This window comes from Candidatus Caldatribacterium sp. SIUC1, from assembly GCF_051549785.1.
GTDB lineage: Bacteria > Atribacterota > Atribacteria > Atribacterales > Caldatribacteriaceae > Caldatribacterium.
This window is the reverse complement of record NZ_CP189974.1, coordinates 1,309,485-1,326,262: the sequence shown is the minus strand read 5'-3', so window position 1 is coordinate 1,326,262 and position 16,778 is coordinate 1,309,485. Positions and strand designations below refer to the sequence as shown.

Annotated in this window: 20 protein-coding genes; 1 reads left to right on the top strand and 19 read right to left on the bottom strand. The window is 55.6% G+C overall.

The features are described from left to right. Positions 1-49 precede the first annotated feature (49 nt). The 15 genes from ACP6EK_RS06940 to ACP6EK_RS06870 form a co-directional block, all read right to left on the bottom strand. The gene (locus ACP6EK_RS06940) at positions 50-811 is read right to left on the bottom strand and encodes a PHP-associated domain-containing protein (protein ID WP_438314533.1); all 762 of its coding nucleotides are present in this window, start codon (positions 809-811) and stop codon (positions 50-52) included. Continuing rightward, entirely contained in the window at positions 801-1,160 is a 360-nt protein-coding gene (locus ACP6EK_RS06935; RefSeq protein WP_438314530.1) for a DRTGG domain-containing protein, read from the bottom strand. Before ACP6EK_RS06935 ends, ACP6EK_RS06940 begins: the two co-directional genes overlap by 11 nt. Next, positions 1,123-2,478, bottom strand: coding sequence for a [Fe-Fe] hydrogenase large subunit C-terminal domain-containing protein (locus ACP6EK_RS06930; protein WP_438314527.1), 1,356 nt, complete (start codon positions 2,476-2,478; stop codon positions 1,123-1,125). Before ACP6EK_RS06930 ends, ACP6EK_RS06935 begins: the two co-directional genes overlap by 38 nt. A 15-nt stretch (positions 2,479-2,493) precedes the next feature. After that, positions 2,494-2,937, bottom strand: a complete 444-nt coding sequence (locus tag ACP6EK_RS06925; RefSeq protein ID WP_438318934.1) for an ATP-binding protein — start codon at positions 2,935-2,937, stop codon at positions 2,494-2,496. Next, on the bottom strand, positions 2,934-3,287 hold the full coding sequence (locus ACP6EK_RS06920) for a DRTGG domain-containing protein (protein WP_017889760.1): 354 nt from the start codon (positions 3,285-3,287) through the stop codon (positions 2,934-2,936). Before ACP6EK_RS06920 ends, ACP6EK_RS06925 begins: the two co-directional genes overlap by 4 nt. 13 nt (positions 3,288-3,300) lie before the next feature. Then, complete coding sequence (locus tag ACP6EK_RS06915; protein WP_438314524.1) at positions 3,301-3,879, bottom strand: SPOR domain-containing protein; 579 nt, start codon at positions 3,877-3,879, stop codon at positions 3,301-3,303. Then, the gene (locus ACP6EK_RS06910; RefSeq protein WP_438314521.1) at positions 3,876-6,524 is read right to left on the bottom strand and encodes a valine--tRNA ligase; all 2,649 of its coding nucleotides are present in this window, start codon (positions 6,522-6,524) and stop codon (positions 3,876-3,878) included. Before ACP6EK_RS06910 ends, ACP6EK_RS06915 begins: the two co-directional genes overlap by 4 nt. Positions 6,525-6,530: 6 nt before the next feature. Beyond that, positions 6,531-7,781 (bottom strand): ATP-dependent Clp protease ATP-binding subunit ClpX, encoded by a 1,251-nt coding sequence (gene clpX, locus ACP6EK_RS06905; RefSeq protein WP_438314518.1) that lies wholly within the window; start codon positions 7,779-7,781, stop codon positions 6,531-6,533. Then, the gene (gene clpP, locus ACP6EK_RS06900) at positions 7,768-8,406 is read right to left on the bottom strand and encodes an ATP-dependent Clp endopeptidase proteolytic subunit ClpP (protein WP_017889756.1); all 639 of its coding nucleotides are present in this window, start codon (positions 8,404-8,406) and stop codon (positions 7,768-7,770) included. Before clpP ends, clpX begins: the two co-directional genes overlap by 14 nt. After that, positions 8,403-9,689: a trigger factor gene (gene tig / locus ACP6EK_RS06895; protein WP_438314514.1), complete on the bottom strand. Its 1,287-nt coding sequence runs from the start codon at positions 9,687-9,689 to the stop codon at positions 8,403-8,405. Before tig ends, clpP begins: the two co-directional genes overlap by 4 nt. Before the next feature lie 70 nt (positions 9,690-9,759). Beyond that, complete coding sequence (locus ACP6EK_RS06890) at positions 9,760-10,302, bottom strand: hypothetical protein (protein WP_438314511.1); 543 nt, start codon at positions 10,300-10,302, stop codon at positions 9,760-9,762. A 12-nt stretch (positions 10,303-10,314) separates the two neighbouring features. Further along, positions 10,315-10,743, bottom strand: coding sequence for a PPC domain-containing DNA-binding protein (locus ACP6EK_RS06885; RefSeq protein WP_438314508.1), 429 nt, complete (start codon positions 10,741-10,743; stop codon positions 10,315-10,317). Between the two features lie 14 nt (positions 10,744-10,757). Then, positions 10,758-11,735: an NAD-dependent epimerase/dehydratase family protein gene (locus ACP6EK_RS06880; RefSeq protein WP_438314505.1), complete on the bottom strand. Its 978-nt coding sequence runs from the start codon at positions 11,733-11,735 to the stop codon at positions 10,758-10,760. Positions 11,736-11,746: 11 nt separating this feature from the next. Then, positions 11,747-12,712: an L-threonylcarbamoyladenylate synthase gene (locus tag ACP6EK_RS06875; protein ID WP_438318931.1), complete on the bottom strand. Its 966-nt coding sequence runs from the start codon at positions 12,710-12,712 to the stop codon at positions 11,747-11,749. A 2-nt stretch (positions 12,713-12,714) separates the two neighbouring features. Beyond that, entirely contained in the window at positions 12,715-13,785 is a 1,071-nt protein-coding gene (locus ACP6EK_RS06870; protein WP_438314502.1) for a mannose-1-phosphate guanylyltransferase, read from the bottom strand. A 64-nt stretch (positions 13,786-13,849) separates the two neighbouring features. Between ACP6EK_RS06870 and ACP6EK_RS06865 the strand changes: the two genes are divergently transcribed. Continuing rightward, positions 13,850-14,101, top strand: a complete 252-nt coding sequence (locus tag ACP6EK_RS06865; protein ID WP_438314499.1) for a hypothetical protein — start codon at positions 13,850-13,852, stop codon at positions 14,099-14,101. Positions 14,102-14,106: 5 nt separating this feature from the next. Here the strand turns inward: ACP6EK_RS06865 and ACP6EK_RS06860 are convergent, their stop codons facing one another. From ACP6EK_RS06860 to plsY, 4 genes are read right to left on the bottom strand one after another with little or no spacing between them, the layout of a single operon-like run. Beyond that, positions 14,107-15,180, bottom strand: coding sequence for a Clp1/GlmU family protein (locus ACP6EK_RS06860; protein ID WP_438314497.1), 1,074 nt, complete (start codon positions 15,178-15,180; stop codon positions 14,107-14,109). Next, complete coding sequence (locus ACP6EK_RS06855) at positions 15,150-15,881, bottom strand: polysaccharide deacetylase family protein (RefSeq protein WP_438314494.1); 732 nt, start codon at positions 15,879-15,881, stop codon at positions 15,150-15,152. Before ACP6EK_RS06855 ends, ACP6EK_RS06860 begins: the two co-directional genes overlap by 31 nt. Beyond that, positions 15,844-16,179 carry a thioredoxin gene (gene trxA / locus ACP6EK_RS06850; protein ID WP_438314491.1) on the bottom strand — a complete coding sequence of 112 codons (336 nt, stop codon included), beginning with the start codon at positions 16,177-16,179 and terminating at the stop codon, positions 15,844-15,846. The genes ACP6EK_RS06855 and trxA overlap by 38 nt, the downstream gene beginning before the upstream one ends. Next, entirely contained in the window at positions 16,139-16,777 is a 639-nt protein-coding gene (plsY, locus tag ACP6EK_RS06845; RefSeq protein WP_438314488.1) for a glycerol-3-phosphate 1-O-acyltransferase PlsY, read from the bottom strand. Before plsY ends, trxA begins: the two co-directional genes overlap by 41 nt. Between the last annotated feature and the right edge of the window lies 1 nt (position 16,778).

The following is a 16,778-nucleotide window of genomic DNA, read 5'->3' as shown; positions in this document are numbered from 1 at the left end:
AAAAACCACTCTACTATACACCCCGGGGAGGGGAAATTGAACACCTGTTTTACAAACAATTGTCATCACTGGAGAGAGCAACACCGCGTCCCTTTTCCCCCGAAAGGGCGAGGAGCAACTCCTCCCACTGAGGAGAGGCCATCTGAAACAGTGTCACTCTCTGGCCAATTTCCGAAAGCCCATGGGCATCAGAGAAAGAGAGAAGAGGATATCCGGAAAGGGCAAAACGTTCCTGAGCTTCTTTCGGAGAAAGCGCGGGAGAGATCTCAAGGGCCTTGACCGGGAGCGCAGGAGGAAGAAAACCGAGCTGGGAAAAGACGCTGTACACTTTCCGGTCAACGTGGGCAAGCACTGCCACACCCTGACGGCGTTCTACCTCCTCCACCACATCCTCAAGGGAAAGAGCCACAGGGACTGTGAGGAGAGAGGTCTTTCTGGCAACGATGTTGCCTTCCTCACCGATAACCCACTCCTCTCCCCATACCTCTGCGTCAAGCGGAAAAGTGAGAAGATGCTCCTCCACGAGGTGGTTGAAAGCCAGAAGGTGGTCAAGAGTAGGAAAATAGGCGAGGAGATGTACCTCTTCTTTAGTCTCCACCTCTATACCGGGAATGACCCAGAGCCCGAACCTCTCCCCAAGGGAGAGCGTCACCGCAACGTTGTCGCAGGCATTGTGGTCAGTCACCGCGATGCAATCAAGGCCCTTCTCTAAGGCCTCAAGAACAATACAGTGTGGAAGCATGTCTCGCCGGGCACAGGGAGATAGGACAGTGTGGATGTGAAGGTCTGCGGTAAATGCTCTAATGCTCACGGCGCTTTTTCCCCGGTATTCCCAGAGCCGAAAGGCGGGCCACCGCCTCAAAAGCACTCAGAGGAGTCCGGAGCACCGTGATACCCTCTTTCTGAGCACGGTCAAGAGTTTCTTTGTCCACATCGTAGTTGTTGACCACTACCACACAGGGAATGCCGACGAGAATGGCAACGGCGATAACATTTGGGTGGGACTGTACGGTTACCCAGACACTGTCCTCAACCGCGTGGGCAATACAGTCACTGAGGAGATCCCCACAGTATCCTCCCCTGACCTCTCTTTCCATATCCCCAGCCACAAGCACCGTCGCCTCAAGGGGTTCCACGAGATCTCGAATTTTGACCGCCAATGTCCTCCCTCCTCTTCCCCGCCATGGTTTGTGGTACCCGGCTTGCCAGGGCATAGATTTCTCGAGCCAACTCGAGCATGTTGTCGCGAAGGAGAAATGGACAGTCCACTTCTTCGGCTTTCCCCTGAACGACATCCTCTGCCAGAGCCCGACACGTCGGCGAGCCACAGGCACCGCAGTCCAGTCCAGGCAAGAGCTCAAGGAGTTTCTCTATCTGCTGGTATTTCTCCATGGCCCGCTGGAAGTTCTGATCGAGCTTTAGAACCTCCTTGGCTTCATAAGCCCGCTCTCGGACAAAAATGCCCGCTTTTCGCCACGCCTCCATCTCCTCTTCACTCCACGGGCGAAACACGCTGTATTTCTTCAGGAGATGGTTCACATTGACTTTGGCGATAAAGGGATTCTGTACCGCCAGGACCCCTCCCACACATCCACCAACACAGGCCTGGGCCTCGCAGTACACCACTCCCCTGAGCTCCCCCATTTCGATTTTCTCAAAGACCGAGATCACATTGTGAATGCCATCAACAGCCATGTATTCCCCTTCGCCAAGAGACTCCTGCTCTCCCCCAGACCGAGCCCATCCGATACCCCGGAACCCAGCAATCTGAAGCTCCGGCCTATCCTCCACAAGGTGGAGTTCATTCATGAGCCGGGTGTAGATACTGGCCATGGAGATGGCCCCATCGATTCTCCCCAGGCCTTCTCCACTCTGGCGAACTTCCGTTACTTTTGCCGGACAGGGGGTGATGAAGAAGACCCCCACTTCCTCCGAGCGGTACCCCCTCTCGAGAGCCCGGAGACGGGCGATTTTCGCCGCCACGCCAAGAGGCGAGTCAAGGGGAAGGAGATTATCAAGAAGGGAAGGAAATTTGACCTCTACAAGACGAACGACGGCGGGACATGCCGAGGATATCACCGGCAGGACCAGATTCCTTTTTTCCAGGAACCTCGCGATTTCCGCTGAGAGGATTTCTGCTCCCCGGGCAACCTCAAAGACCTCATGGAATCCCAGGCGCAAAAGGCCGTTGAGAACCTTCCCCAGAGGGATAGTGAACTTGAACTGGGCGTAAAAAGCCGGTGCGGGGAGTGCAACCCGGTACCGGAACCTCTGAATGGCCTCGAGAGGGTCTGCCTGGGCGTACTTGGCGTGATTCGGGCAGGTTCGTATGCATTCTCCACAGTCAATGCACCGCTCTTCATCGATGCGGGCCTTCCCACCCTTGACTCGAATCGCCTCCGTAGGGCAGCGCCGGATGCAGTGCGTGCATCCCTTGCATTTTTCTTCATCGAGAACTACCGAATGGTAAGCCTCCACGTGTTCTCATCTACCTCAAGAATCAGGATTCAAGAAAAAGTCCATAATCACTTTTGTTCCCTCACCAACACGGGTGTCGATCTCAAGGCGGTCGGAACACTTCTTCATATTCGAGAGGCCGTACCCTGCTCCAAAGCCCATCTCGCGAATATGGGGAGGCGCGGTGGAGTACCCTTCCTGGAAGGCAAGCTCAAGATCAGGGATTCCCGGACCTTCGTCGTCCACCTCGATGTGAATGCGCTGCGGGAAAATCCAGGCCCGAAAAACCCCCCAGAAAGCATGAATCACCACGTTCATCTCTGCCTCATAGGCGGCAATCACCACTCGGCGACTGAAGGCTGCAGGAAAACCAATCTGCTGGAGAACCCTCTTGAGCTCACTGGACACATCCCCAGCGCTCTGGAAATCCCCTCCTGTGATTCTGCGTTCGATTTCGATAAGGGGTTTCTCATCGGTCATTCCACTTCGCTGCAACCCCGAAGCCCCCGCATGTACAACCTTCCACAGGCCTCATACATGGGGAGCCTCGTAGCCAAGAGGGGAATCCTCTTCATGACCGCAAGCTCAACGGTCGCCGGTTCAGGGCGCTTCCCGCGCACGAACACCACGCCAATGAGATCACTCATCTCCGCGGTGCGGATCACCTGAGGGTTCGTGAGACCTGTGAGGAGAAGGGAGTTCTCCTTTGTGAAAGCCAGAACATCGCTCAAAAGGTCGCTCCCACAGGCTGACCTCGGTTCCCGATCAAGAAGGTCCTCGCACGCCAGGACTTCAGCTTCAAGAATCTCTTTGACCTCCCGAAGTGTCATGGTGGCTCCCCTTTCACCTTCCTGCAAAACACTCAATGCCCTGAGACCGGAGTCGAGCTGCTGCTTTCTTGGCCTCCTCAAGGGAAGAAAAGCCGTACACCCTCACTCGGTACATCCCCGAAACACGCTCGATCGTGGCAGTATACCCAAACCGCCGGAGTGTCTCTACCATTGCCCGGGCATTTTTCTCCTGGGAAAATGCTCCCGCCTGAAGAAAAGCCTGACCCTCTACAGGAGGAGGGGTTTCCTTGCGGATTTCTCGGGGCGGCTGCGGTCTCTCCTGTACTCCTCCGGATTTTCCACTTTCTTCCCGTGCCGGAGGAATTGGAGAGGGAACTTCTTCCGCAATCCCGATGGGGGAGGACTGGGGGAATTCCTGTGCCCACTGTTCAAGAGGCGAAACAGGAACGAGCTCCTCTTTCTCCACAACCTCAACAAGGGGAGGAATCTCTTTAGTCACAAGAAGCTCCGCGTAACGGTCGAGATCCCCACGGGCCATAAAGAAGGCAAAGACCACCACCAAAACCGCGCCCAGAAGGACAATGAGCGTCTCCACCGGGTCTTTCCGCCGCAACGGCATCGGCAGTTTCATCGGATACCCCCAAGGAGTCGCTTAAGCCGCTCAGTTTCTTCCCGCACTCCTCTGTACCGTTCCCTTTCCTGCTCCACGACTTCCTGAGGAGCGCGGGTAAGGAAATTCTCGTTCTGGAGCTTCTTCTCCAGCTGCTCCAGATCCCCCTCAAGATCCGTGAGCTTTTTCAAAAGGCGCTGGGTTTCTTTCTCGAGATCCACAACGCCCTCCACAAGGAAGAACACGTCCACACCCCGTACCCGACCTAAGGCCACCTGGCCCGGCCGGAAGAGGTGCTTCCCAATCCGTTCCACACGGCATTTCGCAAGTTGCTCGACATATCGCCTTGTGGAAGACAGAAGACGCACAGTATCGTCTTCTTCACAGCTCAGCCATACCACGCCTTCCACTGAAGGAGCAATGTTGAGCTCCGCCCGCAGGTACCGGATTTCACGGATGAGTTCCTGGAGAAAGGCAACGTCGCGCTCTGCGTCCTCACTGATCCATTGAGTATCCTCCCGAGGCCAGGGAGCAATTATGATGCTCTCTGCCACTTTGTAGGGGGCTGGGAGGTACTGCCAGATCTCCTCAGTCACAAAGGGGGTAACAGGATGGAGGAGGCGCAGAAGGCCGCTCAAGACTGAGAGGAGAACGTTCTGTGTAGCTCTTCGCTTACTCTCCCCTCCCCGGTAGAGGTCTTCCTTGCTCCACTCCACATACCAGTCGCAGTATTCACTCCAGACAAAATCATAGAGGAGCTGAACAAAATCTCCAAATTCCAGGGCTTCAAGCTGTTCCGTGGCCGAACGGAGTACCTTCTGAAAGCGGGAGAGAATCCACCGGTCTTTGAGGTCGAGTTCTCCCGCCTCAAGGGGAAGGAAAGAATATCCCTCGAGGTTCATCAGGACAAAACGGGAAGCGTTCCAGAGTTTGTTCACAAAGGTTCGTGCTGCTTCTATCCTCTTCAGGGAAAGGTGAATGTCCCGCCCCTGAACCGTAAGCCAGGCCAGGGCAAAACGCAGGGCATCGCTTCCGTATTTCTCGACAACTTCCAGAGGATCGATGGCATTTCCCAGGGATTTGCTCATCTTCCGCCCTGCTTCGTCTCGCACAAGAGGCGTGATGTATACCTTGCGGAAAGGGACCTCTCCCATGAACTTGAGGCCCATCATAATCATCCGGGCCACCCAGAAGAAGATGATGTCGAAACCCGTAACCAAAAGCGAGGTCGGATAGAAGCGGTTGAGATCCTCGGTCTTTTCGGGCCAGCCCAGTGTTGAGAAAGGCCAGAGGGCGGAACTGAACCAGGTGTCGAGAACGTCCTCATCCTGCACAACCACACCGTTACATCTGGGACAGCTCAAAGGTGTCTCCCGATGGGCGAAAACATACCCACAGGACTGACAGTAAAACACCGGAATCCGGTGGCCCCACCAGATTTGCCGGGAAATGCACCAGTCCCTGATGTTCTCCATCCATTCGAAGTAGACCCTGGTCCAGCGCTCCGGGACAAAGACAACCCGCCCCTCCAGAACCGCCTGGATTGCAGGACGGGCGAGTTCCTTCATCCGGACGAACCACTGTCGGGACACGAGAGGCTCAATCACCACTCCGCACCGGTAACAGTGCCCGACAGCGTGGCGATGTTCTTCAACCTTCTCCAGAAGCCCCTTTTCCTCAAGAGCTCGAAGCACTGCCTCCCGAGCCGCCTCTCGGGGGAGCCCCGCGAACGGTCCCGCACCCTCGGTCATCACACCCCGCGTGTCAATAACCCGAATAACCGAGAGATTGTGCCGTCGCCCCAGCTCAAAATCGTGAGGGTCATGACCTGGGGTAACCTTGAGGACACCAGTGCCAAACTCGCGATCCACGTACTCGTCAGCGATAACAGGGATTTCCCGGTCCAAAAGCGGGAGGCGAACCCTCTTCCCGAGAACGTGCCGGTACCTCGGGTCCTCAGGATGAACCGCCAGGGCCACGTCCCCAAGAAGGGTTTCAGGACGTGTGGTGGCCACAACCAGAAAACCTGTCCCATCAACAAGGGGATAGCGAATGTAATAGAGTTTCCCAGGGATTTCCCGATACTCCACCTCGATATCCGCGAGAGCCGTCTCACAGCGGGGACACCAGTTGACGATGTACTCACCCTGGTAAATCAAGCCCTCTTCAAAAAGCCGCACGAAGACCTCTCGCACTGCTCGGGAAAGACCAGCATCCATCGTGAATCGTTCCCGGGTCCAGTCACAAGAGGCTCCCATACGCTTGAGCTGTTGCACGATTCTTGCATGGTACGTCTCTTTCCATTCCCAGACCCGCTCCAGAAACTTCTCCCGACCCAGATCGTGGCGGCTGAGACCCTCCCTGGCAAGCTGCCGTTCAACGACGTTCTGTGTGGCAATCCCCGCATGGTCTGTGCCAGGAAGCCAGAGGGCTGCGTACCCCTGCATGCGCTTTGCCCGGATAACAATATCCTGGAGGGTGAGATTCAGGGCATGGCCCATGTGGAGGTGCCCCGTCACGTTTGGGGGAGGAATAACGATGGAAAAAGGAGGTTTCTGAGGGTCCGGGGAAGGAATAAAGTAGCCGTTCTTTTCCCAGAATTCGTACCACTTTTCTTCTACCGCCTGGGCCTCAAAGACCGGTGGAAGAGCAACGGACTTCTCCATGGTACCTCACGCGAGCTTCTCTTCCCGAGTTTCCCTGAAAAAGAGGAGATTCTCACCCTTCACAAAGGCCTCGTTGATGACAACCTTTTTGATATCCCTCCGTGAGGGGATTTCAAACATGAGGTCAGTCATGAGCCGCTCCATAATTGCCCGAAGCCCCCGGGCACCGGTGCCTTTGGCCAGGGCCTCGCGGGCAATGAGTCGCAAGGCTCCCTCGGTGAAGATGAGCTCCACACCCTCCATTTCGAAAAGCTTCTGATACTGCCGGACGAGACTATTTCTGGGCTCGGTGAGGATGCGTACTAAGTCGTCTTCGGTGAGGGGGTCAAGGGCACAGATAATCGGTACCCTGCCAATGAACTCGGGAATCATGCCGAACTTCAGGAGGTCTTCCGGTTGCACTTCATGGAGAATATTCCGGGAGAGTTCCTTTTCGGCAAGGCTCTCACGGGCACCAAAACCGATTTTCCGATCCTTCAGGCGATTCTCAATAATGCGCTCAAGGCCTACAAAGGCACCACCGCAGATGAAGAGGATATTCTCGGTGTTCACCTGGATGAATTCCTGGTGCGGATGCTTTCGGCCACCCTGAGGAGGAACGTTCGCAACGGTCCCCTCAAGAATCTTCAGAAGTGCCTGTTGCACGCCTTCTCCAGAAACGTCCCGGGTGATGGAGGGATTTTCCCCTTTGCGGGCAATTTTGTCGATTTCATCGATGTAAACGATGCCCTTTTCCGCCCTTTTGACGTCAAAGTTAGCGTTCTGAAGAAGGCGAAGGAGGATGTTCTCGACGTCTTCTCCCACATACCCGGCTTCGGTGAGCGTCGTGGCATCCGCAATGGCGAAGGGGACGTTCAGAAAACGCGCCAGGGTCCTGGCAAGGAGTGTCTTCCCCGATCCAGTCGGCCCAAGAAGCAGAATGTTGCTCTTTTCAATCTCCACGTCCTGGGAATCCCTGGGTTGCATGATCCGTTTGTAGTGGTTGTATACGGCAACGGAAAGGATGATTTTCGCCCGCTCCTGACCGATAACGTACTGGTCAAGGAAAGCCTTGATCGCGCGGGGTGAGGGGAGCTCCTCAAGAACGAACTCCTTCTTGCTTTTCCGGGAGTCCTCTTTGAGAATCTCGTTGCAGAGTTCTACGCACTCGTCACAGATGTACACTCCCGGACCCGCAATGAGCTTTCGCACTTCCTGCTGTGTTTTGCCACAGAAGGAACACCGCAACTTAATCTTCTCCTCCTCAAATTTCGGCATCCTCTCTGGTCTCCTTCTTGCTCTTCTCTTCCGGATACAGAACCCGATCTATAAGCCCGTATTCCCGTGCCTCCTCGGGGGACATGAAAAAGTCCCGCTCTGTGTCCTTGCGAATTTTCTCGATGGACTGGCCAGTATGGCGAGCGAGGATTTCATTGAGCTTCTCCCGGATCTTCACCATTTCCCGGGCGTGGATTTCGATGTCCGTCACCTGTCCCTGCGCACCCCCAAGGGGCTGATGAATCATGATCCGGGAATTGGGGAGTGCCATCCGCTTACCTTTGGTTCCGGCAGCAAGAATGACCGCCGCTCCACTTGCGGCCTGCCCAATACAGATGGTTGCAACATCAGGCTTGATGTACTGGATGGTGTCGTAGATGGCCAGCGTCGCCGAAACCGAACCTCCGGGACTGTTGATGTAGAGGTTGATATCCTTCTCTTTGTTCATTGCTTCAAGGAAAAGGAGCTGGGCAATGACAAGGTTTGCGACGGTATCGTCGATTTCCGTTCCCAGAAAGACGATGCGATCCTGCAAGAGACGGGAGTAAATGTCATAGGCTCGCTCACCTCTTGGGGTCTGCTCCACCACAATGGGTACAAGGTAACTCAAACGGGGCTCTTTCATCCCTGAACCATCTCCTCTTCAGGATCTCCCAGAGCTTGCCACTGATCAAAATTCAAGGGTTCTGCGGTTTCCTGTATTCTCACCCTCGAGAGGAGGTCTTCAACGAGCTTGCTCGAAAGGAGGCGGTTTGCGGCCTCCACCAGAGCATTGCTCCGGACAAGGCGTTCTGCCACCTTTTCAAGCGGCTTTCCAGTGCGTTGTGCAACACTCTCCACAAGGCGATGGAGCTCTTCTTCAGTCACTTCAAGACCGTACTCCCTGGCGTACTTCTCAAGAACGAAGTGTTTCTTCAGTCTCCAGCGAGCAACATTGCGCATTTTCTCGGTAAACGTGGCGAAATCGTACCCCGTAAGCTCAAGGTATCGCTCGAGGGTGGTTCCACTTTCTCGCAACCGCTCTTCAAAAAGCTGGATGACCCTTCGGGTTTCTTCCTCAAGAAGGGGCTCAGGAATGTAGACCTGCGACTTCTGGCAGAGGGCGACCACAGCCTCCTCCTGCAGGCGCTCCTGCACCATCTCCTGAGCTTGCCCCTCGAGGATCTTCCGAATACCTTCTCGAAAGGCCTCCACCGATGCATAATCTTCCCCAAAACGCTTGACGAACTCTTCATTCACTTCGGGGAGTCGCTTTCGGAAAACGGTACGGACCTCCAGTTCTTTCTCCTCGCCCTCGAGAGTAACCGTCCGTCGCTCTCCCCGTCGCATGCCAAGAACCTCCTGAGCCAGGGGATGCTGCTCACCCCCCGCCTGCACCGTGTACTGCTTGTCCCCTACGGCGACAATCACCGTATCTCCCGACACCACCGGTCCCTCCTGCTCCTCCCATTGCCCAAAACGCCTGCGGAGTTCCTCAATATACGCGTCGACGTCGCTTTCCCGAACCTCGAGGCGGTACTTTCGCACCTCGAGTTCTTCAGGACGGGCCAGAAGGACTTCGGGACTCTCAATGACCTTCAAACGAAAACGGAGAGGCTCTCCTTCCTCCACGTGGAGGATTTCCACATCGGGTTCCCCCACCACATCAATGCCTTCCCTTTCCAGGACCTCCTTTGCCACCTCCGGAACGAGACGGTGCACCAGCTCATCCAGAAAGGCTTCTTTTCCCAGACGGGCACGAAGAATGGCCCGAGGAACCCGACCCCTGCGGAAGCCCGGCACCGTAACTCGAAAGTTGAAGTCCCGGTAAATGCTCTCGAGAACCTGGTCAACCCGCTCTTTTGCTACCTCTACTTCGAGCTCAAAAACGTGCTTCTCTTTTTCCTCTTTTTTTGTCACCTCTACCATCGAAACAGTGCCACCTTTCTCTTCCAACTTTCCAGCATCGGAAGAATTATATGTTTCCCAAGGGGGTGTGTCAACCTTGGAAGCCATGCCCGTCTCCCCCCTTCGCTCCATACACTCCAGGAAGGGTCAGGCCGAGAACCTGTTTCTGTGCTTCGGTAATCCACCATCGATCACCAACTCTCTCCACAAGAAGGAGTACCTCCCCCCTTCGCTCCTCGCCGGGAACGCTTGTCACCTCTACCACCTCTCCAAAAACAACGTACCTTCCCTTGTCCTCCTTGATGTATCCCCGGATCTCGATTCTGTCCGGCCACGGACTGGAACCGTACCTCCCCAGAGCCTGCTGGGGGTTCTGGAACCATTGTTTGAGGAGTCCCGAAGCCACATAAGAGGTATAATGCTGCCGTAGAAGCCCCTCGCAAACCTCCCGAGGAGCAAGGAGGTTGACCTCCTGGAGTTTCCGTCCGAACCCGGCAACGGTCTGAAGAGCTTCAACTTCCTCTCCCGTACCACAGGCAGATGCCCGAAAGGCAACACCCAGAACAATGAGTCCAACCCAGCACGCACAAAAGAAGAAGCTCCGAAAAAGCTCTTCTGTCCTCCGGACCCTCATGCACTGCACCCCTTATTGATCAAAGCGCAGCTGCCTGATGCCATGAGGTGTCTGTTCTCGCCTCATCGCCACTCCAGCGAGAACCCCAATGGCGACTTCGCAAAGGTAGAGGACCTTGTTACCGCGCTCAAGATGCCCCCCATAGGCTCCCCGAGGATTTGAAACCACCGCATGGATGTGGGGTTCCCCACCGACGATAACACCGCTTAGGGAGAGGAGCTCAAAAGGTCCCTCGTACTTCTCGAAACGCTCTACAGGCGGCAGGCCCGTTGTTGTCACCCAGTGGAGATGAACCTCGCTCAGGGTCCCAAAGCCAGAGAGAATGACCCCGTGTTCGATACGTTCTCTACGGATGACCTCCTCAAGGGTTTCAAGAACGTACTCCCCCGGGAAAATGCTCACCACAACAACCCGTTCGAGCTTCCCGACACCATACTCCACAGAACCTCACCCCCTCAGCGTTCGTATTCCTGCACGGTCCTCTTTCGATTTCTCCTCTGCAATTCCCTTTTCACCCAGCGAGCGTACTCTGCCACGGCCTCCTCCATCCGGTAGTGAGGCTCAAACCCCAGTTCTTCTCGGGCCAGAGTAATATCGAGCGTTTCCCCGCGAGGAAAAAGCTTGCCAGGACCAAGGATGACCTCCTGGGGATGGTCGCTGTATTTTTGCGCAAGGCGGGCAAGGTCGGGGAAGCTCGTCACCTCAGACGTAGCGATGTTGAAGATACGGTATCTTAAGTGTTCCTTCTCATAGGCCAGCACCGTCCCCCAGGCCGTGTCCTTCACGTAGGTGAAGCCAAGTCTCTGGTCCCTTCCGCTTTCAAGAACAAGCCCCTCAAGGCCTTCAAGGGATCCGAGAAGAACCCGAAAAACAGGGGTCATTTCTGAGGGCAGAAGACCCGGACCGAAAAAGAAGTAAGGACGGACAATGCGGACGTCAATACCATAGTGGTGACCGTACTGGAGCGCGAGGTACTCCGCACTGGCCTTACTTGCTCCGTAGAGATCTGAGGGATTCACGGGATGGGTGAGTTCTCCGGGATTGTCTTTGGTCTCTCCATAAACAGCACCAGAACTCACGTAGAGGAACTTTGGAATCCTAAAAAGACGAGCACATTCCAGGAGATTGAGGGTACCAACGACGTTGAGAAAAGTAGCAGCGTAAGGATCGTTCCAGTACCGTGGAGAGGCCATCACCGCAGGGGTATGAATGATGCCTTCAATGTCGGGAAAGCTGGAGAAAAGTTGCACCAGATGAGACCATTCCAGAACGCTTCCCCGAAAAAAAACGATGGCACTCCTCCGATCCTCAAGGTAATCCTGGTTGGCCTCCCGAAGGTCAAAGGACAGCACTCTTTTCCCTCGATCCACAAGATAGTACGTCACCCAGGATCCCAGAAGACCACTGCCACCGGTAACGAGAACCAGAGCCATATGCATCCACCTCACTGAAGGGTTTTTGCCTCAGCCTTACGTAAACGATCCATGATGGCCCTTCCCAGACCAACTTCGGGCACCGGTTCGGCGAAAATAAGGTCAAGGCCAGCCTCCTCCAGGCGGTGAAGACAGGCAAAGAAATTGGTCGCTGCCTCCCGGAGATCCCCGTTTGACGAGAGGATTTCAACCTTCGCAAACCACTCCGGATGCCGCACCACCCGAAAGGCCAGCAACCCCACCCGGAACCCCGGAGGGGGAGGGGTTTCCTGAGGGACAATGCGCAGGGGAACACGGGGAGCATAGTGGAAAGGGAGCTGCCCAGGAGCACGAGGACCATCTTTCAGAGAACCTACCCGAATCTTCCCTATGGCCCTTTCAAGGTCCTCAAGGGGAATTCCTCCAGGCCTAAGGAGCACCGGCTCCTCAAGGAGCTCAAGAACCGTTGACTCCACGCCAATGGGACACTGGCCACCATCAAGAACAAGGTCAATCCGGTCTCCGATTTGCTTGACAACGTGAGCAGCCGTCGTAGGGCTCAGGTGCCCGAAGAGATTCGCACTTGGTGCGGCAACGGGAACCCCGGCTTCTCTGATGAGCTCAAGAGCCACAGGATGAGCAGGCATTCGTACTCCCACGGTTGGCAGCCCTGCGGTAACGATGTCAGGAATAACAGGCCTTTTGGGGAGAACAAGGGTGAGTGGTCCGGGCCAGAAACGCTCGACAAGGAGCAAAGCCCGGGGATCCAGAAATTCACAGACTTCCCTGGCCATCTCAAGCGTAGCCACGTGAACGATCAGCGGGTCAAAGAAGGGGCGCTCTTTCACCTCGAAAATTCGAGCCACAGCCTGAGGGTTCAGCGCACAGGCACCAAGACCGTAAACTGTCTCGGTAGGGAAGGCAACGAGTTTTCCCTCCCGGAGAAAAGACGCCGCCCTCTGAACGGCCTTTCTGTCTGCCTGGAGTACTTCGGCCATGGTCACAGGTACTCCGTCCTGCCGGTTTCCCGAAGGTAGGCGAGAAGTCGGCGAATATCCTGGTCTCTGCTTTTTGGCGCAAGGAAAAGCAGGTCCTCTTCCTCCACCAGGACCACGTCCTCCATCCCAAAGGTCACCACAGGCTTTCTGGTCCAGAGAATGCACCCCCGGCTCTCGAGGGCAATATGTTCTCCCAGGGCGACGTTACCATTGGCGTCCTTTGGCAGAATCTCTCCCAGGCTCTTCCAAGACCCCACGTCACTCCATCCAAAGGAAGCGGAAACGACCAGAATATTAGAGGCCCGCTCCATGACGGCGTAGTCGATGGAAATCGAAGGAAAAGTAGAAAAGACCTCCACAAGCACCTTTTCCTCCTTCGGGGTTCCCAGGCTTTCTGCGATTTGTTCTAATCCCCAGCTGATCTCCGGAGCCCATGTCTTGAAGGCCGAGAGAATGGCGCCGATAGTCCATACAAATATTCCGCTGTTCCAGAGGTACTTCCCAGAGCGAAGATACTCCTCAGCCTTGTTGAGATCTGGCTTTTCGGTAAAACCTTCTCCCCGGTATACGCAGCCTCTAGAGTCCTTCCGGAAGAGCTCCCCACAGCGGATATACCCGTATCCGGTATGAGGATGGGTTGGGGGAATGCCAAAGGTCACCAGCCACTCGCCACTCTGAGCAACCTCTACCGCAAGGCTCACCGCTTCCTGGAACCTCTCCTCTTCAAAGACCATGTGGTCCGCCGGAAGAACGACCATAACCTCGCCAGGAGAGAAAACCCGTGCAAGATGCACTGCCGAGAATCCGATACAGGGAGCGGTGTTTTTCCCTACCGGTTCGAAGATCAAGTGCGAAGGAGGAAGAAAGGGGAGCTCCCGGAGCGTTGCCTCAAGGTGTTCCCTCTGGGTGACCACATAGAGACGGTCAACCCCTACAAGGGGCAGGATGCGTTCCACCGTGTGGCGAAGAAGGGTCTTCCCAAGGAGACTGATGAATTGTTTCGGTCGATGCCTCCGGCTCACCGGCCAGAGCCGCTCTCCCTTCCCTCCTGCCATGACCAGTGCAATGGGCACAGCAACCACCCCTTTCGGGTATTATAGCGAATCTGGTACAATCTCGAAAAAAGGGGTGAACACCGTGGCGTACAGCCTGCTTCTTGTGAAGATCGCCCACCGATCCTCCGCCGCTTCAGAGGTCCAGAGAATCCTCACAGAGTCCGGACGCATCATAAGAACACGTCTTGGCCTTCACGAAACTTCCTCTGAAGGATACTGCGCTGAGGACGGTCTTGTCATCCTTGAGCTTCGGGGCGGAGAGGAAGATACCAGAACCCTTGCGGAAACCCTCTCGCGTATCCCTGGAGTTACGGTTCACGCCGTGCACATGTAAAACCTTCAGGGTCTCCATATTCTTCGCTCCAGGCGAAGGGGGGAAAGACATGCAGAGAAACGGCCCCTTTCCTCTCCTTCTCTGGTCAGGCGAATCGTTCCGGGGACAACGGCCTCAACTTTTCCAGGGACACACCGAACCCCCCAGAGGAGGAACATGCGTTCCTCCCAGAAAACCCGTTCAATAATGCCAAGCCCCAGATCCTTTCCGTCCTTCCCAAAAAGCCCGCAGATGAGCCCCTCCAGGGCATCAACTGGAACGATCCGGGACGCAGACCCCCTCTCCCCCTCAATCCCTCCGGCAGGAACGAGAAGGACTTCCTCTCCAGGACCTGCGAAGCGTACCCCGTTTCCTTCTTCCACCATTTCCCAGAGGAAAAAGGAGGGGTACCAGGGAAGAGAAAACCGGAGAAAGGCCAGCGGAAACCTCATCTCTTCTCCTGCAGAGAAATAGAGGGCAAAAAGTTTTTGACGGTGGTCGCGACGATGCAGGTAATCCTTCTTTGAGGCTTCGGGGGGCACGGGAAGTGGCAGAAAACGGTCCTGAAGAAAAGCGGCGAAGGGGAGAAACTCCTCCCTTTCTCCCAGAGCGAGCACCATTTCTGGTTCAATGAGTCGTATTTTGAGCATCTTGAGAAGATACCCCACGGGGGAATGGAAAAGCCCACAGGTGTCGAGGACGACTACATCGCCTTGCTGCCTCACCAAACGTACAAGGTCAAAGGTCGCAAGGGCAAAAGCCACGACGTCCCGTTCAGGCGTCGTGTCCCCGATAAAGTGGAAAAAGGGGGTGAACAACCGTTCCGACAAACCTGCCTCCTGCAAAAGGACGGAGGCCCCGATGGTTGTTGGCGGGCCGATCTGTGATTGACCGGGGTCAGCATCCACCCAACCAACCCTTTTCCTCCTTCTGAGGAAAAATCGAACGATAAGGCGCACGAGGGTGGTTTTCCCACGGTCCGGAGGTGCAATCACCATGATGGTCCCCCGGAAGTCACAGAGAACCTCTTCAAGGAAAGCCCATTCCCTGGGCCAGGAAAAGTCCCCTGTCACTCGAGGAGGGAAGAAAGAGGAACACACGTGTATCCTGCCTCCAGAAGGGCGCGAAGAATACGGGGAAGAGCGCGAACAGTACGGGAGAGGGAATGGAAAAGCACAATGGCTCCGGGATGGATATCCCGAAGAACACGCTCGACGATTTCATCTTCCGTTTGTGCCCTCCAGTCCTCCGAATCAAGCGACCAGGTGACGAGACTGTACCCTGTCATGCCACAGGCTCTCCTAATCGCTGGAGTCACAAGGCCTTCAGGAGGACGGAAGTACAGGGGAAGTCGCCCAGCGGAATCGACAATGGCCTTCTCGGCTCGTTCTATATCCTCTTTTATGCTCTCTGCCGAACATCCTCTGGTGAACGCGTGAGAGAAGGAATGGTTCCCTATTTCGTGCCCCGCCGCAACGATACGCCGAACAAGGTCTGGATGCTTAAGCACCTGAGCGCCTATGAGGAAGAACGTCGCCTTTACCTGGAAACAGTCAAGAATGGCCAGGATTTCCGCTGTGTGCCCGTTGGGAGCATCGTCAAAGGTAAGGGCAACCTTCTTCCCCACCCGGGGTCCACTCCGGATACAGCGCAAAGTGTCCATGGCGAACACTCTCTCGCCATGGAGCTCAATGGCTTCCGCTTCTTTAGCCCCCAGAACCCCCAAAAGCGCTCCGAGGAGGATTCCCAGAAATGCGAGAGTTCTACGCTTCGCCCAGAATCCTTTTGAGTTTCTCCTCAAGGAGCCGCCTGGGAACATAACCCACGACCCGTTCAATCTCCCTCCCATCCTGGAAGAAAATCAGTGTGGGAATTGCATGGACGCCATACCGCAGGGCCAGAGAAGGAACCTCGTCGGTGTTCACCTTCCCCACCTTGATCCGACCAGAGAAGCTCCTTGCAATGTCCTCCACAACCGGTGCCATCATGCGGCAGGGCATGCACCAGGTCGCCCAGAAATCCACAAGCACCGGTTCCTGAGCACGCAGCACCTCTTCCTCAAAGTTCGCCTCGTTCAACTCCAGGACGTTCCCTCCCATGTCTTTCACTCCTTCTCTCGCCGATTTTGAGCTCCTGCCCGTGCGCAAGCCGGCGAATGTTGTCCCTGTGCCTCAAAAACACCAGGGCTGCTGCGAATATTCCCCACCACACGAAAGCCTGGGGTCGACGGAAGAGAAAAAGGAGGATCGGCATCGCCAGAGCACCGCTTAAGGAACCAAGCGAAGAATACCTGGTGATGGCCACCACCACGACCCAGACCAGAAAACACAGAAGCGCTGCCTGCCATGAAAGGTAAAACAGTACCCCCAGGGTTGTGGCCACCCCCTTTCCCCCCCTGAATCTCAAAAAAAGCGACCAGTCGTGCCCCACAACGACCAGAAAAGTGGCAAGGAAAAAGAGCACAGGAGACGAACCCAGAAAGCGAAGAGCAAGGTACGCACCGAAGAACCCTTTGAGGGCATCCCCTACTCCGGCAAGAAGAGCGGGGAAGAACCCCGCGACCCGGGAAACGTTGGTTGCTCCGATGTTCCCACTCCCGTACTTTCGGAGATCCACACCCCTGAAAAGCCAGGTGACCACAAGCCCACAGGGCAGGGACCCCAAAAGGTAATTCGCCAGAAGCACCCAAACCGCCATA